The 19,248-nt window shown below is 60.5% G+C and carries 17 protein-coding genes; 16 read left to right on the top strand and 1 reads right to left on the bottom strand.

Going from position 1 to position 19,248, the window contains the following annotated elements:
- Window positions 1-123: 123 nt before the first annotated feature.
- From arnB to ACWKV5_RS17420, 9 genes are read left to right on the top strand one after another with little or no spacing between them, the layout of a single operon-like run.
- Window positions 124-1,272: a UDP-4-amino-4-deoxy-L-arabinose aminotransferase gene (gene arnB / locus ACWKV5_RS17380; protein WP_483842285.1), complete on the top strand. Its 1,149-nt coding sequence runs from the start codon at window positions 124-126 to the stop codon at window positions 1,270-1,272.
- Entirely contained in the window at window positions 1,269-2,285 is a 1,017-nt protein-coding gene (gene arnC, locus ACWKV5_RS17385; protein ID WP_123431686.1) for an undecaprenyl-phosphate 4-deoxy-4-formamido-L-arabinose transferase, read from the top strand. The genes arnB and arnC overlap by 4 nt, the downstream gene beginning before the upstream one ends.
- The gene (gene arnA, locus ACWKV5_RS17390) at window positions 2,282-4,288 is read left to right on the top strand and encodes a bifunctional UDP-4-amino-4-deoxy-L-arabinose formyltransferase/UDP-glucuronic acid oxidase ArnA (protein ID WP_483842286.1); all 2,007 of its coding nucleotides are present in this window, start codon (window positions 2,282-2,284) and stop codon (window positions 4,286-4,288) included. The genes arnC and arnA overlap by 4 nt, the downstream gene beginning before the upstream one ends.
- A complete protein-coding gene (arnD, locus tag ACWKV5_RS17395) occupies window positions 4,288-5,172 on the top strand; it encodes a 4-deoxy-4-formamido-L-arabinose-phosphoundecaprenol deformylase (RefSeq protein ID WP_483842287.1) in 885 nt (294 codons plus the stop codon). Before arnA ends, arnD begins: the two co-directional genes overlap by 1 nt.
- On the top strand, window positions 5,169-6,818 hold the full coding sequence (gene arnT / locus ACWKV5_RS17400; protein WP_483842288.1) for a lipid IV(A) 4-amino-4-deoxy-L-arabinosyltransferase: 1,650 nt from the start codon (window positions 5,169-5,171) through the stop codon (window positions 6,816-6,818). Before arnD ends, arnT begins: the two co-directional genes overlap by 4 nt.
- A complete protein-coding gene (arnE, locus tag ACWKV5_RS17405; RefSeq protein WP_027923061.1) occupies window positions 6,815-7,159 on the top strand; it encodes a 4-amino-4-deoxy-L-arabinose-phosphoundecaprenol flippase subunit ArnE in 345 nt (114 codons plus the stop codon). The genes arnT and arnE overlap by 4 nt, the downstream gene beginning before the upstream one ends.
- Window positions 7,156-7,557, top strand: coding sequence for a 4-amino-4-deoxy-L-arabinose-phosphoundecaprenol flippase subunit ArnF (gene arnF / locus ACWKV5_RS17410; protein ID WP_483842289.1), 402 nt, complete (start codon window positions 7,156-7,158; stop codon window positions 7,555-7,557). Before arnE ends, arnF begins: the two co-directional genes overlap by 4 nt.
- Window positions 7,554-8,933, top strand: coding sequence for a UDP-glucose dehydrogenase family protein (locus ACWKV5_RS17415; RefSeq protein WP_483842290.1), 1,380 nt, complete (start codon window positions 7,554-7,556; stop codon window positions 8,931-8,933). The genes arnF and ACWKV5_RS17415 overlap by 4 nt, the downstream gene beginning before the upstream one ends.
- A gap of 2 nt (window positions 8,934-8,935) precedes the next feature.
- The gene (locus ACWKV5_RS17420; protein ID WP_483842291.1) at window positions 8,936-10,525 is read left to right on the top strand and encodes an ArnT family glycosyltransferase; all 1,590 of its coding nucleotides are present in this window, start codon (window positions 8,936-8,938) and stop codon (window positions 10,523-10,525) included.
- A 41-nt stretch (window positions 10,526-10,566) separates the two neighbouring features.
- Here the strand turns inward: ACWKV5_RS17420 and ACWKV5_RS17425 are convergent, their stop codons facing one another.
- Entirely contained in the window at window positions 10,567-11,532 is a 966-nt protein-coding gene (locus tag ACWKV5_RS17425; RefSeq protein ID WP_483842292.1) for a LysR family transcriptional regulator, read from the bottom strand.
- Between the two features lie 307 nt (window positions 11,533-11,839).
- On the opposite strand from ACWKV5_RS17425, the gene argH reads away from it, so the two are divergent.
- From argH to ACWKV5_RS17460, 7 genes are all read left to right on the top strand, one after another.
- The gene (argH, locus tag ACWKV5_RS17430) at window positions 11,840-13,267 is read left to right on the top strand and encodes an argininosuccinate lyase (RefSeq protein ID WP_483842293.1); all 1,428 of its coding nucleotides are present in this window, start codon (window positions 11,840-11,842) and stop codon (window positions 13,265-13,267) included.
- Between the two features lie 88 nt (window positions 13,268-13,355).
- Window positions 13,356-14,234 carry an amino acid ABC transporter permease gene (locus ACWKV5_RS17435; RefSeq protein WP_483842294.1) on the top strand — a complete coding sequence of 293 codons (879 nt, stop codon included), beginning with the start codon at window positions 13,356-13,358 and terminating at the stop codon, window positions 14,232-14,234.
- A 10-nt stretch (window positions 14,235-14,244) separates the two neighbouring features.
- On the top strand, window positions 14,245-15,009 hold the full coding sequence (locus ACWKV5_RS17440; RefSeq protein WP_123431697.1) for an amino acid ABC transporter ATP-binding protein: 765 nt from the start codon (window positions 14,245-14,247) through the stop codon (window positions 15,007-15,009).
- Window positions 15,010-15,048: 39 nt separating this feature from the next.
- Window positions 15,049-15,873 carry an ABC transporter substrate-binding protein gene (locus ACWKV5_RS17445; RefSeq protein ID WP_483842295.1) on the top strand — a complete coding sequence of 275 codons (825 nt, stop codon included), beginning with the start codon at window positions 15,049-15,051 and terminating at the stop codon, window positions 15,871-15,873.
- Between the two features lie 154 nt (window positions 15,874-16,027).
- The gene (locus ACWKV5_RS17450; RefSeq protein WP_483842296.1) at window positions 16,028-16,876 is read left to right on the top strand and encodes a polysaccharide deacetylase family protein; all 849 of its coding nucleotides are present in this window, start codon (window positions 16,028-16,030) and stop codon (window positions 16,874-16,876) included.
- Window positions 16,869-17,756: a polysaccharide deacetylase family protein gene (locus tag ACWKV5_RS17455; protein WP_483842297.1), complete on the top strand. Its 888-nt coding sequence runs from the start codon at window positions 16,869-16,871 to the stop codon at window positions 17,754-17,756. The genes ACWKV5_RS17450 and ACWKV5_RS17455 overlap by 8 nt, the downstream gene beginning before the upstream one ends.
- Window positions 17,753-19,102 carry an MmgE/PrpD family protein gene (locus tag ACWKV5_RS17460; protein ID WP_483842298.1) on the top strand — a complete coding sequence of 450 codons (1,350 nt, stop codon included), beginning with the start codon at window positions 17,753-17,755 and terminating at the stop codon, window positions 19,100-19,102. The genes ACWKV5_RS17455 and ACWKV5_RS17460 overlap by 4 nt, the downstream gene beginning before the upstream one ends.
- Window positions 19,103-19,248 lie beyond the last annotated feature (146 nt).

The following is a 19,248-nucleotide window of genomic DNA, read 5'->3' on the forward strand; positions in this document are numbered from 1 at the left end:
TTGATGCGGTTTGTCAGGCATTTTATGTAACCAATTGAAGCAGCTTCTTTTTTATCGACTACGCTTGCTTTGGATCCAATAAATCCAGTACCACCGTTTGTTCAATTTCAGCCCGAGGTGCCCATGAGTCAGGCGTTTCTCCCCTTCTCCCGCCCCAGTATCGGCGATGAAGAAATTGCAGCCGTCGAGCAAGTATTGCGCTCCGGCTGGATCACCACCGGGCCCAAAAACCAGCAACTGGAAGAGCAGTTCGCCAACTATGTCGGATGCCGACATGCCGTTGCACTTTCTTCCGCCACCGGTGGCATGCACATCACCTTGTTGGCCTTGGGCATTGGTCCGGGCGATGAAGTCATTACCCCGTCCCAGACGTGGGTGTCCACCGCCAACATGATCTGCCTGCTGGGTGCGACGCCAGTGTTCGTCGATGTTGACCGCGACACCCTGATGAGCGATCTGGCAAGCATTGAAGCCGCCATCACCCCGCGCACCAAAGCCATCATTCCGGTGCACTACGCTGGCGCCGCCTTCGACCTCGACCCGCTGTATGCGCTGGCCGACAAACACGGCATTCCTGTCATCGAAGACGCCGCCCACGCCGCCGGCACCTTCTACAAAGGTCGTCATGTCGGCTCCAAGGGCACGGCCATCTTCTCGTTCCACGCCATCAAGAACATGACCTGCGCTGAAGGCGCGATGTTTGTCAGTGACGATGAAGCGCTGGCCAACCGGGTGCGCATGCTCAAGTTTCACGGCCTCGGTGTCGACGCCTACGACCGCATGACCCACGGCCGCAAACCGCAGGCGCAAGTAATGGAACCAGGCTTCAAATACAACCTGGCCGACATCAATGCCGCCATCGCCCTGGTGCAACTGGAGCGCCTGGACGAGATCAACGCCAAACGCACCGAGTTGGCTCACCTCTACCAGCAACGCCTGGAAGGCTGCGCCGTGCAACCGCTGGCGGTACCGACCTACCCGCAACAACACGCCTGGCACCTGTTCATCCTGCGCATCGATGCCGAGCGTTGCGGGCTGGACCGAGAAGCGTTCATGAAGGGTTTGCAGGAGCAGAACATCGGCACCGGCATCCACTTTATCGCCACCCATTTGCACACGTATTATCGTCAGCGGTACCCGAACATTTACTTGCCCAACACCGAATGGAATTCGGCGCGGCTGTGTTCGATTCCCTTGTTCCCGGACATGACTACCGATGATGTCAATCGTGTGGTCGATGCCATTGAAAACGTTATGGACAGATCTCAGTGAAACCTTACCCAATCCGTTGCGTGTCGGTTGTTATCCCGGTCTTCAACGAGCAAGACAGCTTGCCCGAGTTGCTTCGACGCACTGAAGCGGCCTGTGCGCAGTTGCACCATGAATACGAAATCGTGCTGGTGGATGACGGCAGTCGCGACAACTCGGCGCAAATCCTCGAAGAGGCTGCCAGTCGTGAAGGCAGCCCGGTGGTCGCGGTCATTCTCAACCGCAACTATGGCCAGCATGCGGCAATCATGGCCGGTTTCGAACATTGCAAAGGTGACGTCGTCATCACGCTCGATGCCGACCTGCAAAACCCGCCTGAAGAAATTCCGCGCCTGGTGGCCCAGGCCGAACTCGGTTATGACGTGGTCGCCACCGTGCGCAACAACCGTCAGGACTCGGCCCTGCGCCGCTGGCCTTCGAAACTGATCAATATGGCCGTGCAGCGTTCGACCGGCGTTGCCATGAGCGATTACGGCTGCATGCTGCGCGCTTACCGCCGGACCATCGTCGACGCGATGCTGGCCTGCCGCGAGCGCAGCACCTTCATCCCGATCCTGGCCAACAGTTTTGCCCGGCACACCACGGAAATCCTGGTGATGCACGCCGAGCGCGAACACGGTGAATCCAAGTACAGCCCCATGCGCCTGGTCAACCTGATGTTTGACCTGATCACGTGCATGACCACCACGCCGTTGCGCCTGTTGAGCATTGTCGGTTTCGCCATGGCCGGCCTGGGCGTGCTGTTCGCCATGACCTTGATTTTCTTGCGCCTGGTGTTCGGCGCCGAATGGGCCGGCGACGGATCGTTCGTGCTGTTCGCCGTACTGTTCGTCTTCACCGGCGGACAATTCATCGGCATGGGCCTGCTGGGCGAGTACCTGGGTCGCATGTACAGCGACGTCCGCGCCCGCCCCCGTTTCTTCGTCGAAAAAGTTTTGCGTAGCCAACCCGCCGCGCCCGCTCCCGTTGTCACCGTTGACGGCCTCACTTCCACTTCAGATCAGGTTCTCTCATGAGCGCAAAAGCTGTTGTCTTCGCCTACCACGATATTGGCTGTGCCGGTATCGAATCCCTGCTCGCGTCCGGCTTTGAAATTGCCGCCGTGTTCACTCATGCCGATGACCCGAAAGAAAACGCGTTCTATGGTTCCGTTGCGCAGTTGTGTGCCCAAAAAGGCATCCCGGTGCATGCGCCGGAAGATGCCAACCATCCGCTGTGGATCGAGCGCATCGCCAAACTCAACCCTGATTATTTGTTCTCGTTCTACTACCGCAACCTGTTGACCGAGCCGCTGCTGGCCACCGCCCGCAAAGGCGCATTCAACCTGCACGGTTCGTTGCTGCCCCGCTACCGTGGCCGTGCGCCGGCCAACTGGGTGCTGGTGAACGGTGAGACCGAAACCGGCGTGACCCTGCACCGCATGGTCAAGCGCGCCGACGCCGGCGCGATCATCGCCCAGCAAAAAGTTGCCATCGAGCGCAGCGACACCGCGCTGAGCCTGCACGGCAAATTGCGCGTGGCCGCTGTCGACCTGTTGCGCGACACCCTGCCCGCCTTGCTGCAAGGCAAAGTCACCGAAACGGCTCAGGACGAATCCAAAGCCACGGTATTTGGTCGCCGCACGGCAGCCGACGGCAAACTGTTCTGGAAGAAACCCGCTGAAGAACTGTTCAACCTGGTCCGCGCGGTTACCCAGCCGTATCCGGGTGCGTTCTGCGACGTGGGCGAGCACAAGCTGATTGTCTGGAGTGCCGAAGTTGCCAAGGGCAATGAAGGCCTGGCACCGGGCCGTGTGATCAGCGTCGATCCACTGCGTATCGCGTGTGGCGAAGACTCGCTGGTGATCACCGCCGGTCAACGCAATGACAACGGTCTGTACCTGAGTGGCCCGCAACTGGCCAACGAATTGGGCCTGGTCGATGGTTCCGTCCTGCGCGGCGCTGAATCCGGGCGCAAGCCACGTCGCACCCGCGTGCTGATCCTCGGCGTCAACGGCTTCATCGGCAACCACTTGTCCGAGCGCCTGCTGCGCGACGACCAGTACGAAGTCTACGGCCTGGACATCGGTTCGGACGCCATCGACCGCCTGCGCAGCCACCCGAACTTCCACTTCGTCGAAGGCGATATCAGCATTCACTCCGAGTGGATCGAGTATCACATCAAGAAGTGCGACGTGATCCTGCCACTGGTAGCGATTGCCACGCCGATCGAATACACCCGTAACCCGCTGCGCGTGTTCGAACTGGACTTCGAAGAGAACCTGAAACTGGTTCGCTACTGCGTCAAATACAACAAGCGCGTGATCTTCCCGTCGACGTCCGAAGTCTATGGCATGTGCCAGGACCAGAACTTCGACGAAGACACCTCCAACCTGATCGTTGGCCCGATCAACAAGCAACGCTGGATCTACTCGATCTCCAAGCAGCTGCTTGACCGCGTCATCTGGGCCTACGGCCAGAAAGGCCTGAACTTCACCCTGTTCCGCCCTTTCAACTGGATGGGCCCGCGTCTGGACCGTCTGGACTCGGCGCGTATCGGCAGCTCCCGGGCCATTACCCAACTGATCCTGAACCTGGTGGAAGGCACGCCGATTCGCCTGTTCGATGGCGGCGAGCAAAAGCGTTGCTTCACTGACATCGCGGACGGCGTAGAAGCCCTGGCGCGGATCATCGACAACGAAAACGACGCCTGCAACGGTCAGATCATCAACATCGGCAATCCGGAAAACGAAGCGAGCATTCGCCAGTTGGGCGAAGAACTGCTGCGTCAGTTCGAAGCTCACCCGCTGCGCGACAACTTCCCGCCATTCGCCGGTTTCCGCGACGTGGAAAGCAAAGCCTTCTACGGCACCGGCTACCAGGACGTGTCCCACCGCAAACCAAGCATCGCCAACGCCAAACGTCTGCTGGACTGGACGCCAACCGTGGAGATGAGCGAGACCATCGGCAATACGCTGGACTTCTTCCTGCGTGAAGCCATGCTCGAAATCGCGGATCACTCAACCGAAAAAGCATGCTAATGCAGTCAGGCCTTCGAATCGATGTCGACACCTACCGAGGCACCCGTGAGGGGGTGCCCCGGCTGCTGGAAATCCTCGACGAAGCGCAGGTCAAGGCGACGTTTTTCTTCAGCGTCGGGCCGGACAACATGGGGCGCCACTTGTGGCGCCTGATCCGCCCGCAATTCCTCTGGAAAATGCTCCGTTCCAATGCCGCCGGGCTGTACGGCTGGGACATTTTGCTGGCCGGCACTGCCTGGCCGGGCAAACCGATCGGCCGGGACCTGGGGCATTTGATGCGCCAGGCCCAGGCCGCCGGGCATGAAGTCGGCCTGCACGCCTGGGATCACCATGGCTGGCAGGCCAATGCCGGACGCTGGAGCGACGCGCAACTGATCGAGCAGATCCGCCAGGGCGTCGACACGCTCAGCGACATCCTCGGCAACAAGGTCGAGTGTTCGGCCGCCGCCGGTTGGCGCGCGGACGAGCGCGTGATCGAAGCCAAGGAAACTTTCGGTTTTCGCTACAACAGCGACTGCCGGGGCCAGAGCGTGTTTCAGCCGACGCTGGCAAACGGTGGTTTAGGTGCCCCACAGATTCCGGTGGACCTGCCGACCTTCGATGAGGTGGTGGGCCCGACGGTCGCTGCCGAGGATTTCAACGCCTGGATTCTTCAGCGCTTTACCCCCGAAAAACTCAACGTCTACACCATTCATGCAGAAGTAGAAGGGATTCTGATGGCCAACGATTTCCGTCAGCTGCTGGCCGATGCACGCCAGCGTGACATTCATTTCCAGCCCTTGGGCGATTTGCTGCCCGACGCCCCCAACACCTTGCCCACAGGACGTGTCGTTCGCGGCGTCCTTGAAGGTCGCGAAGGCTGGTTGGGAGTGCAAGGCGCATGAGCAAACGCTGGGCACTCCCCCTGCTGCTGGTCCTTTTCGTCCTGGGCTATCTGCTGCCTCTGGGCACCCATGGCTTATGGATCCCGGACGAAACCCGCTACGCGCAAATCAGTCAGCACATGCTCCTGAGCGGTGACTGGGTGTCGCCGCATTTCATGAACGTGCGCTATTTCGAGAAACCGGCGGCGGGTTACTGGATGATCGCCGCCAGCCAGGCGCTGTTCGGTCAGAACCTGTTTGGCGTGCGGTTTGCCTCGGCCCTGAGCCTGGGCCTGAGCGTGTTGCTGTGTTTCCTGATCGCCCGCCGATTGTGGAACGATCCGCGCAAAAGTTTTGCCTGCGCCCTGCTGTACATGAGTTTCAGCGTCATCGCCGGTCAGGCCGGGTACGCCAACCTTGATCCGCAATTCACCTTTTGGGTCAACCTGAGTCTGGTGGCGTTGTGGTTTGCACTGGACAGCGTCGGTCGTCGTCAAAAAATCCTGAGTTGGGCAATGCTCGGCCTGGCCTGCGGCATGGGTTTCATGACCAAGGGTTTCCTTGCCTGGTTGCTTCCGGTGCTGGTCGCCCTGCCCTACATGATCTGGCAGAAGCGCTGGAAAGAACTGCTGGTCTACGGCCCCGTAGCGATTGTCGTGGCCATCGCAGTGAGCCTGCCCTGGGTGCTCGCGGTGCATTCGGAAGAGCCCGATTACTGGCGGTTCTTCTTCTGGCACGAGCACATTCAGCGCTTTGCCGGTGAGGACGCCCAGCATGAAGAGCCGTTCTGGTTCTACCTGCCGCTGCTGGTCGGTTTCAGTCTGCCATGGGCGGCGTTGCTGCCGTCGGCGCTGAAGCAGGCCTGGCAAACCCGACGCCAGTCCAGCATCGGCTTCCTGCTGCTGTGGCTGGTGATGCCGCTGGTATTTTTCAGCATCAGCAAAGGCAAACTGCCCAGTTATATCCTGCCGTGCCTGCTGCCCCTGGCCTTGTTGCTGGGTCACACGCTGGCTGACCGACTGAAGCTCGAACAGGGACGGGTGCTGGGGCTCAACGGGTTGCTCAACCTGGTGTTGGGTCTGGTGACCCTGATCGCCCTGGTCTACCTGCAACTGAAAAAGCCGCTGTACGACCATGAACTGCACAATCTGGTGCTGGTGTTCATCGGTTTGATCGGCTGGATCATGGCCAACCTGCTGCAAGCCTTCAGGCCGCTGCAATGCTGGGCTGCACCGGCGTTCGGCAGTCTGCTGCTGATCGGCTTGATTCCCGCCGGACTGCCCAATTCGGTGGTCGCCAACAAGACGCCCGACCAATTCATCCTGCATCACATGGATGAACTGGCGCAGACCGGCAAACTGCTGAGCAACGATCTCGGCGCCGCCTCCGCTCTGGCCTGGCGCATGAAGCACCCGGACGTGTCGTTGTACAACTCGGTAGGCGAATTGAAATATGGTCTCGCCTATCCTGACTCCGTACAGCAACTGGTCACCGTCGGCCAGGTTCAGCAGTGGATGCGCGACGCCCGCCGTAGCGGCTCTGTCGGTGTCGTCATGCGGGTTAAAGGTGAGGACGAATTGCAGGAAATCGAATTGTTGCCCAAGGACGGTAAACGCTATGAACAGGGCAACCTGGTGATTCTGATTTTCCCTCAGGAGGCGCCATGAGCCTGCTACTGGTTCTGGTCGCGTGCCTGTTGACGTGCCTGGGTCAGATTGCTCAGAAGTACGCCGTCGAGAGCTGGCGCGGCCAGGCTTCGGGATGGGGCGCGAAACTGCGTTCGCCGTGGCTGTGGCTGGCGCTCGCCGCGCTGGGATCGGGCTTGCTGGTCTGGCTGCTGGTGCTGCAACGCCTCGAAGTCGGCATCGCCTACCCGATGCTCAGCCTCAATTTTGTATTGGTCACGCTGATCGCCCGCTTCGTCTTTCACGAAACCATTGATCGCCAGCACTGGTTCGGCGTCGCACTGGTGATCGGTGGCGTGGTTCTGCTGGGGCAACACGCATGAGCCTGCGTCGCGGAATCACTTTCGCCATGGGCAGCGTGGTGCTGGGCAGCGCCGCGCAACTGGGCATGCGCTGGAGCATGACCCGCCTGCCCTCGCCCGAAAACTGGCTGGCCGCCAGTTTCGAACTGGTCCCGGTACTGGTCGTGCTGAGCGCGATTGTGGCCTACGCCCTCTCGATGCTCTGCTGGCTGGCCGCCCTGCGCGACTTGCCGCTGGGCCGGGCCTATTCGCTGCTGAGCATCAGTTACGCGCTGGTGTACGTGCTGGCTGCCAGCCTGCCGCTGTTTCACGAATCGTTCAGCCTTTCCAAGACCGTCGGGGTGGCATTGGTCATTCTCGGGGTCATCACAATCAACTCTCGTTCAGTCCGTGCGACCGAACTCCGGGGTGCGTCATGAAAATCAGTGTATTTGGTAGCGGTTATGTCGGCCTGGTCCAGGCAGCCGTCCTGGCTGAGGTCGGCCATGACGTAGTCTGCATGGACATCGACGAGAAAAAAGTCGCACTGCTGCAACAGGGCCACGTGAGCATTTTCGAGCCAGGGCTGGCCAGCCTGGTACGTGAAAGCCTGGAAGCCAAACGACTGCAATTCACCACCGACGAGAAACTCGCCGTCCAGCATGGCCAGGTACTGTTTATTGCCGTGGGCACGCCGTCCCGGGACGATGGCTCGGCCGATTTGAGCTACGTGATGTCGGTCGGTGACTCCGTGGCGCGGCATCGCGAACAACCGGTGATTCTGGTGGAGAAGTCCACGGTCCCGGTGGGCACCGGCGATGCATTGCGCGCGCATATCGACAAATCCCTGGTGAAGATCGGCCGTGTGTTGCAGTTCGATATCGTCTCCAACCCCGAGTTTCTCAAGGAAGGTACGGCCGTCGCCGACTGCCGGCGCCCGGACCGGATCATCATTGGCTGTGAACGTGACGAAGTGCGCGAAGTGATGCGCGACCTCTATGCACCGTTCAACCGCAACCACGACCGCGTCATGTTCATGGACCTGCGCAGCGCCGAACTGACCAAGTACGCCGCCAACTGCATGCTGGCGACCAAGATCAGCTTCATCAACCAGATCGCCGAACTGGCCGAACACCTCGGCGCCGACATCGAATCGGTGCGTCTGGGCATCGGCGCCGACTCGCGCATCGGTTACCACTTCATCTATCCCGGCTGCGGTTATGGCGGCTCGTGTTTCCCCAAAGACATGCGCGCCCTGATTCACAGCGCCCAGGAAGCACACTGTTCCAGCGACCTGCTGCAAGCGGTGGAAGCGATCAACGAGCGCCAGAAACACAAACTGTTCGAGCGGATCAACGCGTTCTACCGTGGCGATCTGCGCGGCAAGACCTTTGCGGTCTGGGGCCTGGCGTTCAAGCCCAACACCGATGACATGCGTGATGCGCCGAGCCGGGTCTTGCTTGAATCGTTGTGGGCCGCCGGGGCCAACGTCCGCGCGTATGATCCGGAAGCGATGCAGGAAACCCAGCGCCTGTACCCTGACGAATCGAAACTGATGCTGATGGGCACTCCGGAATCCGTGCTGTCTGGCGCCGATGCCTTGATCGTCTGCACCGAGTGGCAACAATTCAAGGCCCCGGATTTCGAACTGATCGAGCAGCGTTTGAATGCGCCGGTGATTTTCGACGGACGTAACCTGTACGACACCGAACGCCTTGAGCGCAGCGGGTTCAAGTACTTCCCGATGGGCCGTGGCGAGTCACGCAACCTGCCGATTCCGCACCAGCAATGGGCCGCTGATTCGGTTGTTGCCTGATCGTGTTATCACCGACTCGCCAGCAGTCCCTGGGTATCGGGTTACTGGCACTGATCCTGTTCAGTGCAGGGGTTTATCAGCAAGCAACCATCGGTTTCGATTCGCGGTTCGTGCTGTTTGCCCAGGAAATGTTGCGTAACGGGCCATCGGTGTTTCCCACCACCTATGGCCAGCCTTACGCCGACTACTCGGCCGTCTCGACGCTGTTCATCTGGTTGCTGTCCTTGCCGTTCGGGCAGGTCAACAGCCTCAGCGCCTGGCTGCCGAGCGCGATGGCCGGTGCGGTGATTGTCACGTTGATGTACCGCTTGCTGGCGCCCTACTCCCAACGCTGGGCGCTGCTCAGCATTGCCTTGATGCTGATGACCAGCACGTTCATCACCGAAGCCCGCGCGGTGTCTCAGGACCTGATACTCGCGGCCGTCGCGTTTTCGGTGTTTTACCTGGGGTATGCCGCCGACCACTTCGGGGCACAACGCCGCTGGTGGCTGATCCTTGCCCTGCTGGTCCTCGGTTTCGGAGTACGCGGGCCGATCGGGCTGGTGGTGCCTACCGGCATCCTGTGCAGCTACTTCTTGCTCAATCGCCAATGGCGCCACCTGTTCGGCTTCGGCCTGACAGCGGCCGCATTGTTGGCGGTCAGCGTCGGCGCCTTGTTGTGGCTGGCCGACACCGATGGCGGCCCGGCCTTCATGCAAGACGTGGTGCGCATGCAGTTCATGGGGCGCCTGGACGGCAGCGAAGGCGCCAGTGGTGCGCTGTTTTACTTCACTAGTTCGATGGGCAACTATGCGCTCGCCTATCCGCTGGCATGGCTTGCGTTGGCGGCGATTGCGCTGACCCAACCCCGCCAGGCAGGCCCGGCATGGCGCCTGTTGAAGTACTGCGTGGCGGCCGGGTTGATTGTGTTGATCGGGCTGTCGATCCCGCAGGCAAAAAAGGCCCGCTATCTACTGCCGATGTTGCCGATGGCGGCGATTATTGCGGCGTACCCGTTTCAGGTGGCGCAAGGTCGGTTGTTTGCCGCGCTACGTGGGTTGATGCAAGGGTTATGGTTGCTGATCCCGATGCTCATGATCGTTGGATTGGTGGTCGCCCAGCGCCGGTTTCCCGAGCAATTGACGTCGATCCGCTCGATCGTGATCCTGCTCGGCGTGTTGCAGGCCATCGCGCTTGCCATGCTGTTCAAGCCCCGTTGGTGTGCAGAGACGCTGGCTTTTTGCGCGGTGCTGGCGGTGTGGTCGGTGTACATGAGCGTGTTCGAGCCGGTTGAGCGTCGGCTCTATGACACCCGCACATTCAGCCTGGCCGTCTATGAACAGGTCCAGGAAGCACCGGCGCCCCTGGTGTTGCACGGGATGGGCAAAGACGCCAAGGCGATCAAGTTCATGATCAACATCCCGCATGACTTGCAGCCGCTGTTTACCGACTCATTGGCGGAACTGCAAAGTCTCTCCGGGCCTGCGTGGTTGATGATGGACCTGAACGCTTACGACGCCTTGCAGGGCACTGCCCTGGGTAACTTGCAACCGGTGTTGAGCGGGCGATTCGACAAGAATGATTTCGTGCTGCTGCATAAACAAACCCCGTAGCGCGGCGCACAGGAAGTTACTGTTAGCCGACCCTGTTTGTTTCACCCGGGCGCCTTCAAATCAACCCCCAACGCCTGCGCAAACGCCTTTACCAGCGGACTGCGCACGGTGTTGTGACGCAGGATCAGATTGAACGGCGTGACGATGTTGATCAGGTCCGGGCGTACCGCGCGAAACTGTCCCTGAGCCACCAGGGACGCCGCGTAATGCTGCGGCAGGAAACCGACAAAACGACCGGTCTTGATCAACAGCGCCACGGCCTCCACCTGGGTGGCGGACGCCGAGAAGCTGTCGTAGTGAGCGAAATTCAGCTTGTCCCGATGAATCGCGTAGCGATGGTTGATGCACTCGTGATGCCTGAGCACATCGCTGCCCATTTCGGCGTCCGGCATCGAAAACAACGGGTGCCCGACCGCGCAATAAACTTCCGAGCGTTCTTCATACAGCGCGTAATAATCGAACTCCTCTCTTTTTTGATACACCGGCACGATTCCCGCCACTAATCTCCCCTCCACTACACCCCGTTCCACTTCGTCCAATTGAGACGCTTGAAGTTGAAACCTTACTTTCGGCGACTCTTCGTTTATTCGTCTAAGCGCCGCAACTAACGGTGAATTAGCATCGGAAATCGTATTATCAATAACCCCCACTCCAAGATCGCCGATCAGTTCGTTCTGCGCTGAACTAAGCCGATCCCGAAAGTTATCGACCGAGGCAAACAAGTCGATCGATGCCTGATACACCAAGCGGCCTTCTTCGGTCAGGTGAAAGCCTTCTCGACCCCGGGTACACAGGCGCATGCCGATGCGGATTTCCAGGTCGGAGATCTGTTTGCTGATGGCCGCCAGCCCCACATTCAGCTCGTTTTGCGCCGCACTAAAGCCCCCGGCCTCGACCACAGCCTTGAATACTTTGAGCAATTTGAAGTCCAGCCCACTGAGGGCCAACGGTGCCCGTTGCAGCGGTTTTGGCGGCGGGTTTCCGGAATTGGAAAGTGGGGTTTCCATAATGCTTATTTACCTCTGGCGCCGTATTCAACAACCTGTGTCCAACAACAAAAAATATGCCGGTAAATAATAATGACCACAGAAAACCAGGCTTGGCAACCGCCAATAATTTCCGTACTTCAGTGCCAACTCACTGATGTCCAACGACTAAAAGCTGACACTTCGATCAGCTCTCGTGACTTCGCAACTGCGCTTATCCCCTGCCCTTGAATTAATGATTAGGCCGAACCGCGCCCGAATGATTTCGGCGCGTGTTCCAGGCCCGGCATACCGATTTCAGTTCGCTTTACCGACGAGGAAAACAACAATGTCTCAAACCACCGACCGTCTCTGGGGTGCTCGCTTCAAAAGCGGCCCGTCTGAAGCCCTGGCGGCCCTGTCCCGTTGCCCCGAGCGCTACTTTCGCCTGACTCCGTACGACCTCGCCGGTTCCAAGGCGCATGCCCGTGAACTGCAACGGGCCGGTCTGCTGACCGAGCAAGAAACCCTGACCATGCTCGACGCCCTGGAGCGCATCGGTGATGACTTCCGCGCCGGCAGCATTGCGCCGACGCTGGACGACGAAGACGTCCACACCTTCATCGAGCGCCTGCTGACCGAGCGCCTCGGTGCCTTGGGCGGCAAGCTGCGCGCCGGCCGCTCGCGCAACGACCAGACCGCCAACGACCTGCGCCTGTTCCTGCGTGATCACGTGCGCACCCTGGCCGTCGAAGTGCTGGCCCTGCAACAGGCCCTGGTCGATCAGGCCGAGCAACACATCGAAAGCATCTGCCCGGGCTTCACCCACCTGCAGCAGGCGCAACCCATCGTCTTCGCGCACCACTTGCTGGCCCACTCGCAATCGATGCTGCGTGACGTGCAACGCCTGGTGGATTGGGACATACGCACCTCACTGTCGCCACTCGGCGCTGCGGCCATGGCCGGTTCCGCCATCGCGCGCCTGCCGCAACAGTCGGCCAAGGAAATGGGCTACAGCGGAGTCTGCGAAAACTCCATCGACGCTGTCGCCAGCCGCGATCACGTCGCCGAGTTCCTGTTTATCGCGAGCATGCTCGGGATCAACATTTCCCGCCTCGCCGAAGAATTCTGCCTGTGGTCGTCTCGACAGTTTCGCTGGGTCGCGCTGGACGATGCCTACGCCACCGGCAGCTCGATCATGCCGCAGAAGAAAAACCCGGACATCGCCGAACTGGCACGGGGCAAGGCGGGTCGCCTGATCGGCAACCTGACCGGTCTGCTCTCCACGCTCAAATCCCTGCCGCTGTCGTACAACCGCGACTTGAGCGAAGACAAGAACGGCGTGCTCGACAGCGTCGACACCTTGCTGCTGGTGCTGCCGGCCATGGCCGGGATGGTCGCGACCATGAAGGTCAACGTTGAAGAACTGCGGCGTCAGGCGCCACTGGGCTTCACCCTCGCCACCGAAGTCGCCGACTGGTTGGCCATGCGCGGCGTGCCGTTCAAGGAAGCGCATGAAATTACCGGCGCGCTGGTCCAGGCCTGCGAGAAACACGACATCGAATTGTGGGAAGCCTCGCCGGCGTTGCTGGCCGAGATCGACCCGCGCCTGACGCCGCAAGTGCGTGACAGCCTGACCCTGGAAGCCGCCATCGCCGCCCGCAGTGGCTGGGGCGGCACCGCGCCGCAACAGGTGCGCGAGCAGATCGGCCGCCTGAAAACCGCCCTCGCGGCTCAGCACGCGTGGACCGAGAACTATCAGGGTTTCCGCCTCTGAAGCAGTACGCAAAACCTGTGGGAGCGAGCCTGCTCGCTCCCACAGGGAATGTGGTTGGCGTGAATTATCCAGTGTACGGAGAAACAACATGAGCCAGACCCAGGCAGAACGACTCCAGTCGGAGCGCAAACTGGCGGAAAACCAGTTCGACATCACGCAATACCAGCATGTGCCACGGCGTTATTACGGGCGGATTTTCTTTGCCACCGTCATCGTCGTCGCCATTCTCGGTCTGGTGCGGGCCTTCGCCGAAGGCAAGATCGAATGGTCGTACATCGGCCAGTTCCTGACCTCCCAGGCGATCATGTGGGGCTTGCTCAACACCATCGTCATGGCCGTGCTGGCGATGGCGCTGGGCATTATTTTCGGGGTGATCACCGCGATCATGCGCATGTCGGCCAACCCGATCCTGCGCTACGTGGCCGTGACCTACACCTGGCTGTTTCGCGGCACGCCGCTGATCCTGCAACTGCTGTTGTGGTTCAACCTGGCGCTGATTTTCCCCACCATCGGCATCCCCGGCCTGTTCGAAATGGACACCGTCAGCCTGATGACGCCGTTCGTGGCCGCCCTGCTCGGCTTGAGCATCAACCAGGGCGCCTACACCGCCGAAGTGGTGCGCGCCGGGTTGCTGTCGGTGGACACCGGCCAGTACGAGGCCGCCAAGTCGATCGGCATGCCGCGCCTGCAAGCGCTGCGTCGGATCATCCTGCCGCAGGCCATGCGGATCATCATTCCGCCGGTCGGTAACGAGTTCATCGGCATGGTGAAAATGACCTCGCTGGCGAGCGTCATCCAGTACTCGGAACTGCTCTACAACGCCCAGAACATCTACTACGCCAACGCCCGCGTGATGGAGCTGCTGATCGTCGCCGGTATCTGGTACCTGGCCACGGTCACCGTGCTGTCCTTTGGTCAAAGCCGCCTGGAGCGTCGATTCGCTCGCGGCGCCGGCAAGCGTTCTTGAGGAGCCCCACATGAGAAGCATCGTCAAGGCCGTGAGCCTGAACAAATATTACGACCAGTACCACGCGCTCAAGGACATCAACATCGAAGTCGAGCAAGGCGAAGTGCTGTGCATCATCGGCCCGTCCGGCTCTGGCAAAAGCACCTTGCTGCGCTGCGTCAACCAACTGGAAAAAATCGACAAGGGCGGCCTCTGGGTCGACGGCGAACTGGTGGGTTACCGCGTCGTCGGCAACAAACTGCATGAACTCAACGAGTCGCAGATCGCCCGTCAACGCCTGTCCACCGGCATGGTGTTCCAGCGCTTCAACCTGTTTCCGCACATGACCGTGCTGCAAAACATCATCGAAGGGCCGTGCCAGGTACTCAAGCGTTCGCCCAAGGAGGCGCACGAAGAAGCCGTGGAACTGCTCGCTCGCGTCGGCTTGGCCGACAAGCGCAACAGCTATCCGATCGAACTGTCGGGTGGTCAGCAACAACGCGTGGCCATCGCCCGCGCCCTGGCCATGCGGCCCAAGCTGATGCTGTTCGATGAACCCACTTCGGCACTCGACCCGGAACTGGTCGGTGAGGTGCTGTCGGTGATGCGCGATCTGGCGCAATCCGGCATGACCATGATCGTCGTCACCCATGAACTGGGCTTCGCTCGCGAGGTTTCCAACCGCATGGTGTTCATGGACGGCGGGCAGATCGTGGAGGCAGGAAGCCCCGAAGAAATACTAATAAGTCCGCAAAACCCGCGCACCCAAAGCTTCATTTCTGCCGTTCGAACCTAGGTGCCCTTTGGCACTCACAACACTCATAAGAGAACGACCATGAAGAACTTCGTTATTCCAGCAGTACTCGCCGGCCTGATGGCTTCCAGCTTCACCTTCGCCGCCGAATTGCCGGCCAGCATCAAGGCCAAGGGCGAGATCGTGGTAGCGATCATGCCGAACTACCCGCCGATGGATTTCAAGGACCCGGCCACCAACACCCTCACCGGCCTCGACTATGACCTGGGCAATGCCCTGGCCGAGCGTCTGGGCGTGAAGATCAAATGGCAGGAAACCGGTTTCGAACAGATGATCAACGCGCTGACCACTGACCGCGTGGACATGGTGTTGTCCGGCATGACCGACACCGTCGAGCGTCAGGCCAGTGTGACCTTCGTCGACTACTTCACCAGCGGTCCGCAGTTCTACACCCTGCAGAAGAACAAGGACTTCAACGAGATCATCGACCTGTGCGGCAAGAAAGTCGGCACCAGCCGCCGCACCACGTTCCCGGCGGAAATCGCCGAGTGGAGCAAGGCCAATTGCGAAGCCGCCGGCAAGCCTGCAATCAACGTGATCGGCACCGAAGGTTCAGCCGATGCCCGCGCGCAACTGCGCCAGAGCCGTATCGACGCGGCGATGCAAGGTAGCGAGACCCTGCCTTACCTCAAGACCCAGGAAAAGGACATGTACAAGACTGTGGGCCTGCCGATCTCCTCGCAGTTCACCGGCCTTGGCGTGAGCAAGAAAAAGCCGGAGCTGAGTGAAGCGGTGAAGGTGGCGTTGCAGAGCATGATCGATGACGGCAGCTACCAGACCATCCTGAAGAAATGGGACCTGGAACTGGGCGCGATCAAGACTGTGACCATCAACGCCGGCAAATAAACCTGTATGGGATGAAAACATCCCTTGTGGGAGCGAGCCTGCTCGCGAATGCGGAGTATCAGTCAACGGTGATGTTGAATGTGACGGCCCCTTCGCGAGCAGGCTCGCTCCCACAGGTATTGAGTAGTGCCTATAAATTATTGGAGTGCCACTGATGTCCTCCTCGCTGCAACCCACCTGGCCCGACCGGCACAAAGCCTGCCTCGCCCTGGCCTTCGACCTCGATGGCCCGACTGGCGATGCCATGCTCAATGGCTCGATCTGGCACAAGCCCGAGTACTTTGGTTTCGGCGGATACGGCCCTTACCGGGCGTTGCCGCGAATCCTCGACTTGCTGGACGAGTACCGGATCCCTACGACATTCTTCGTCCCGGCCTGGGTCGTGGAAAACTGGCCAACGCAGTGCCAGGCGATTGTCGAGCGCGGGCATGAGGTGGCGTACCACGGCTACAAACACGAATCCTTTTACGCCCTGACGCTGGACCAGCAAAAGGACGTGATGAAGAAATCCTGCGAGGTGTTCTGGAAACACCTGGCCATCCGCGCCGAAGGCTTCCGCACCCCGTCCGGCGATTGGCGCGCCGAAACCCCGGCGATGCTGGTTGAAGCCGGCGTGACCTATTCCAGCAGCATGCGCGGTGATGACCGGCCGTATCTGGTGAAAGTGCCCGGCCACGACACGCCCTTGGTGGAAATCCCCGGCCGCTGGGAAATGGACGACTACGCCTCCCTCGCCTACACCCGTGCCCCGGACTTCCCCTCGGGCCTCGACCGCACAGCCAGCTACGAACTCACCCTCGACAACTGGTGCCGCGAATACGACGGCGCGATGAACGAAGGCCTGTGCCTGACCACGCTGTTCCACCCCAAGATCACCGGCAAGCCGGGACGCATCCTGTTGCTGGAAAAACTCTTCGAACACATGCGTCAGCGCGATGACGTGTGGTTCGCCACGTGCCGCGATGTCGCCCAGTGGTGGCTGAAGGAGCATCACCATGGCTGATTCCACTGTGTGGCCCCAAGGCAAGCGCTGCGCCGTGGTGCTGACCGTTGATTACAATGACATCCACGGCATTCTGACCCAGGCCCCTGAAGTCGCCGGGCGCGACAAGACGCTGTCCGTCTGGCGTTACGGCACTCAACGGGGGGTCGAGCGATTGCTCGGTTTGTTCAAGGAACTGGGGGTGCCCAGCAGTTGGTGCATCCCCGGCATCGTCGCCGAGGAAAACCCTGAACACATCCGCGCAATACAGGCCGGCGGGCATGAAATCGCCTGTTCAGGCTATCGCCATCAGAACTACGACACCCTCGATCTCGCCCAACAGAGCGCCGAGATTGCCAAGGGTTGCGCAGCGCTGACCGCGCTGACCGGCCAGCGTCCGACGGGGTTTCGCATCCCGGCCGGCAACGGCGCGCCGGGTTTCATCGAGGCATTAAGGGATCACGGCATTCGCTGGTCTTCATCGTTGCGTGGCGATGACTTGCCTTTCAAGCATCCGACTGCACCGGAAGTCATCGAGCTGCCGCTGCACTATGAATTGGAAGACGAGCCGTATTTCGCCTTCAACCTGAGCCCCGCCGTGCCTCCGGCGCAATCGCGGATCGCGTCTTACAGCCACACCCTGGGCAATCTGCAAATGGACTTCGCCGGGTTCCATCGGTTTGGCCTGTGCTACGTGTTGCGCCTGCACCCGGAAATCATCGCCACGCCGGGGCGCATCGGGGTCCTGCGCGAATTGCTGGAGGGCATTCAGCAGCACAAAGACGTATGGATCGCCACGGCCGCTGAAGTATCAAAATGGTGGGCCGACAAGGCGCAGCCCGTGACCGAGGATCACCCGGCCTCGGTGTATGAACGCCATTATCGGGATTACCTCGTATGACCGAACGCATGCAGCGACTGGTGCAATTCTGCATCGACACCCGCTACGAAGACTTGCCCCCGGCATTGGTGGTGCAAGCCAAGCGGCACATTCTCGACACCTTCGGCGCGACGTTGGCCGGTGCTGTCAGTGAGGTGGCGAAACAGGCGCAGCAGGTGTTCGCGGGTGAAACCGGCGAAACGTTGGTCTGGGGCACCGGGCTGCGGGTCGGGGCCATTCAGGCGGCCATGCTCAACGGTGTCGCCGCCCATGCGCTGGAACTGGACGACACCGGTGGCTGCGACCATTCCGGCGCGGTGGTGCTTCCAGCGGTCATGGCTGCGGTGTCGATGTCGCCAACCCCTGTCAGCGGCCGCGAGCTAATTGTCGCCGTGATCATTGGCTATGAAGTCGGCCGACGCGTGCTCGAAGCCTGCGGCGGTTACTCGGCGCACAACGGCGCGGGCTGGCACTCCACCGCCACCTGCGGTGTATTCGCCGCCGCCGCGGCGAGCGCTCGGATCCTGCGTCTCGATTTTCAACAAACGTTATCGGCGCTGGGCATCGCCGGCAGTTTCAGTGGTGGGTTATGGGCCTTTATCCACGACGGTTCGCACAGCAAAAAACTGCACAGCGGTCGTGCCGCAGAAGGTGGATTGCTGGCCGCGCGGTTTGCGCAACAGGGCATCAGTGGGCCGACAAAGTTGTTTGATGATGTCTGGGGCGGGTTTCTGAAAACCCTGGCCGGCGTGACGTCGCAACCTGAGGCTCTGGATGCAGAGCTGGGCGCCGTGTGGAAACTCGCCCGCTGCTCGATCAAGCCTTACGCCTCGTGCCGGGGCACGCATTCGGCCATCGACGCAGTGGGGCTGTTACTGGATCAATTGCAGGTCAACGTCGATCAGGTCGAAGACATTCATGTGTCGCTGAGCGGGTTTCTTCAAGGCATGTGCGGTGATCAGGAAGTCAGCACACTGGCGGCGGCGCAGATGAGTTTGCCGTATGCCCTTGCTGCAAGGCTGGTTCATGGTCATTGCCGGTTGCAGGCGTATGACGATGCGCAACGCAGCGATCCGCGTATCGCGCACTGGATGTCACGCATTCGTCTTGAAGTGGACCCGCAACTGTCAGAGGATGGCGAGCCGGTCGTCAGCCTGCGCACCGTGGACGGTCGGCAGGCGAGCCTGTGTGTCGAGGTGCCGCTGGGGGCGCCGGGGAATCCGTTGAGTGATGCGGAGCTGGAGCAGAAGTTTTTCAGTCTGGCTGGGCGGGTGATGGCGCGGGAACAGGCGGTGTTATTGCTTGGACAGTTGTGGCGGCTGGATGAGATGGAATCGGTTCGTTTGCTGGATCGGTGGCTGGGTTGAATAGGATTTTGTCTGTGCCGGCCCCTTCGCGAGCAGGCTCGCTCCCACATTTGGAATGCTTTCCCCTGTGGGAGCGAGCCTGCTCGCGAATGGCCGCACCTCGGTCCAACGACGAACACTACAAAACCAAATAAGGACATTTGCCC

This window comes from Pseudomonas oplopanacis, assembly GCF_057128725.1.

What these genes read in the sequence shown, in the direction of transcription:
- ACWKV5_RS17440 (WP_123431697.1), top strand. Translation starts at nt 14,245, where the DNA reads ATGAGAAGCATCGTCAAGGCCGTGAGCCTGAACAAATATTACGACCAG.
- arnE (WP_027923061.1), top strand. Translation starts at nt 6,815, where the DNA reads ATGAGCCTGCTACTGGTTCTGGTCGCGTGCCTGTTGACGTGCCTGGGT.
- arnD (WP_483842287.1), top strand. Translation starts at nt 4,288, where the DNA reads ATGCAGTCAGGCCTTCGAATCGATGTCGACACCTACCGAGGCACCCGT.
- ACWKV5_RS17415 (WP_483842290.1), top strand. Translation starts at nt 7,554, where the DNA reads ATGAAAATCAGTGTATTTGGTAGCGGTTATGTCGGCCTGGTCCAGGCA.
- argH (WP_483842293.1), top strand. Translation starts at nt 11,840, where the DNA reads ATGTCTCAAACCACCGACCGTCTCTGGGGTGCTCGCTTCAAAAGCGGC.
- arnA (WP_483842286.1), top strand. Translation starts at nt 2,282, where the DNA reads ATGAGCGCAAAAGCTGTTGTCTTCGCCTACCACGATATTGGCTGTGCC.
- arnT (WP_483842288.1), top strand. Translation starts at nt 5,169, where the DNA reads ATGAGCAAACGCTGGGCACTCCCCCTGCTGCTGGTCCTTTTCGTCCTG.
- ACWKV5_RS17435 (WP_483842294.1), top strand. Translation starts at nt 13,356, where the DNA reads ATGAGCCAGACCCAGGCAGAACGACTCCAGTCGGAGCGCAAACTGGCG.
- ACWKV5_RS17450 (WP_483842296.1), top strand. Translation starts at nt 16,028, where the DNA reads ATGTCCTCCTCGCTGCAACCCACCTGGCCCGACCGGCACAAAGCCTGC.
- arnB (WP_483842285.1), top strand. Translation starts at nt 124, where the DNA reads ATGAGTCAGGCGTTTCTCCCCTTCTCCCGCCCCAGTATCGGCGATGAA.
- ACWKV5_RS17460 (WP_483842298.1), top strand. Translation starts at nt 17,753, where the DNA reads ATGACCGAACGCATGCAGCGACTGGTGCAATTCTGCATCGACACCCGC.
- ACWKV5_RS17425 (WP_483842292.1), bottom strand. Translation starts at nt 11,532, where the DNA reads ATGGAAACCCCACTTTCCAATTCCGGAAACCCGCCGCCAAAACCGCTG.
- arnF (WP_483842289.1), top strand. Translation starts at nt 7,156, where the DNA reads ATGAGCCTGCGTCGCGGAATCACTTTCGCCATGGGCAGCGTGGTGCTG.
- ACWKV5_RS17455 (WP_483842297.1), top strand. Translation starts at nt 16,869, where the DNA reads ATGGCTGATTCCACTGTGTGGCCCCAAGGCAAGCGCTGCGCCGTGGTG.
- ACWKV5_RS17445 (WP_483842295.1), top strand. Translation starts at nt 15,049, where the DNA reads ATGAAGAACTTCGTTATTCCAGCAGTACTCGCCGGCCTGATGGCTTCC.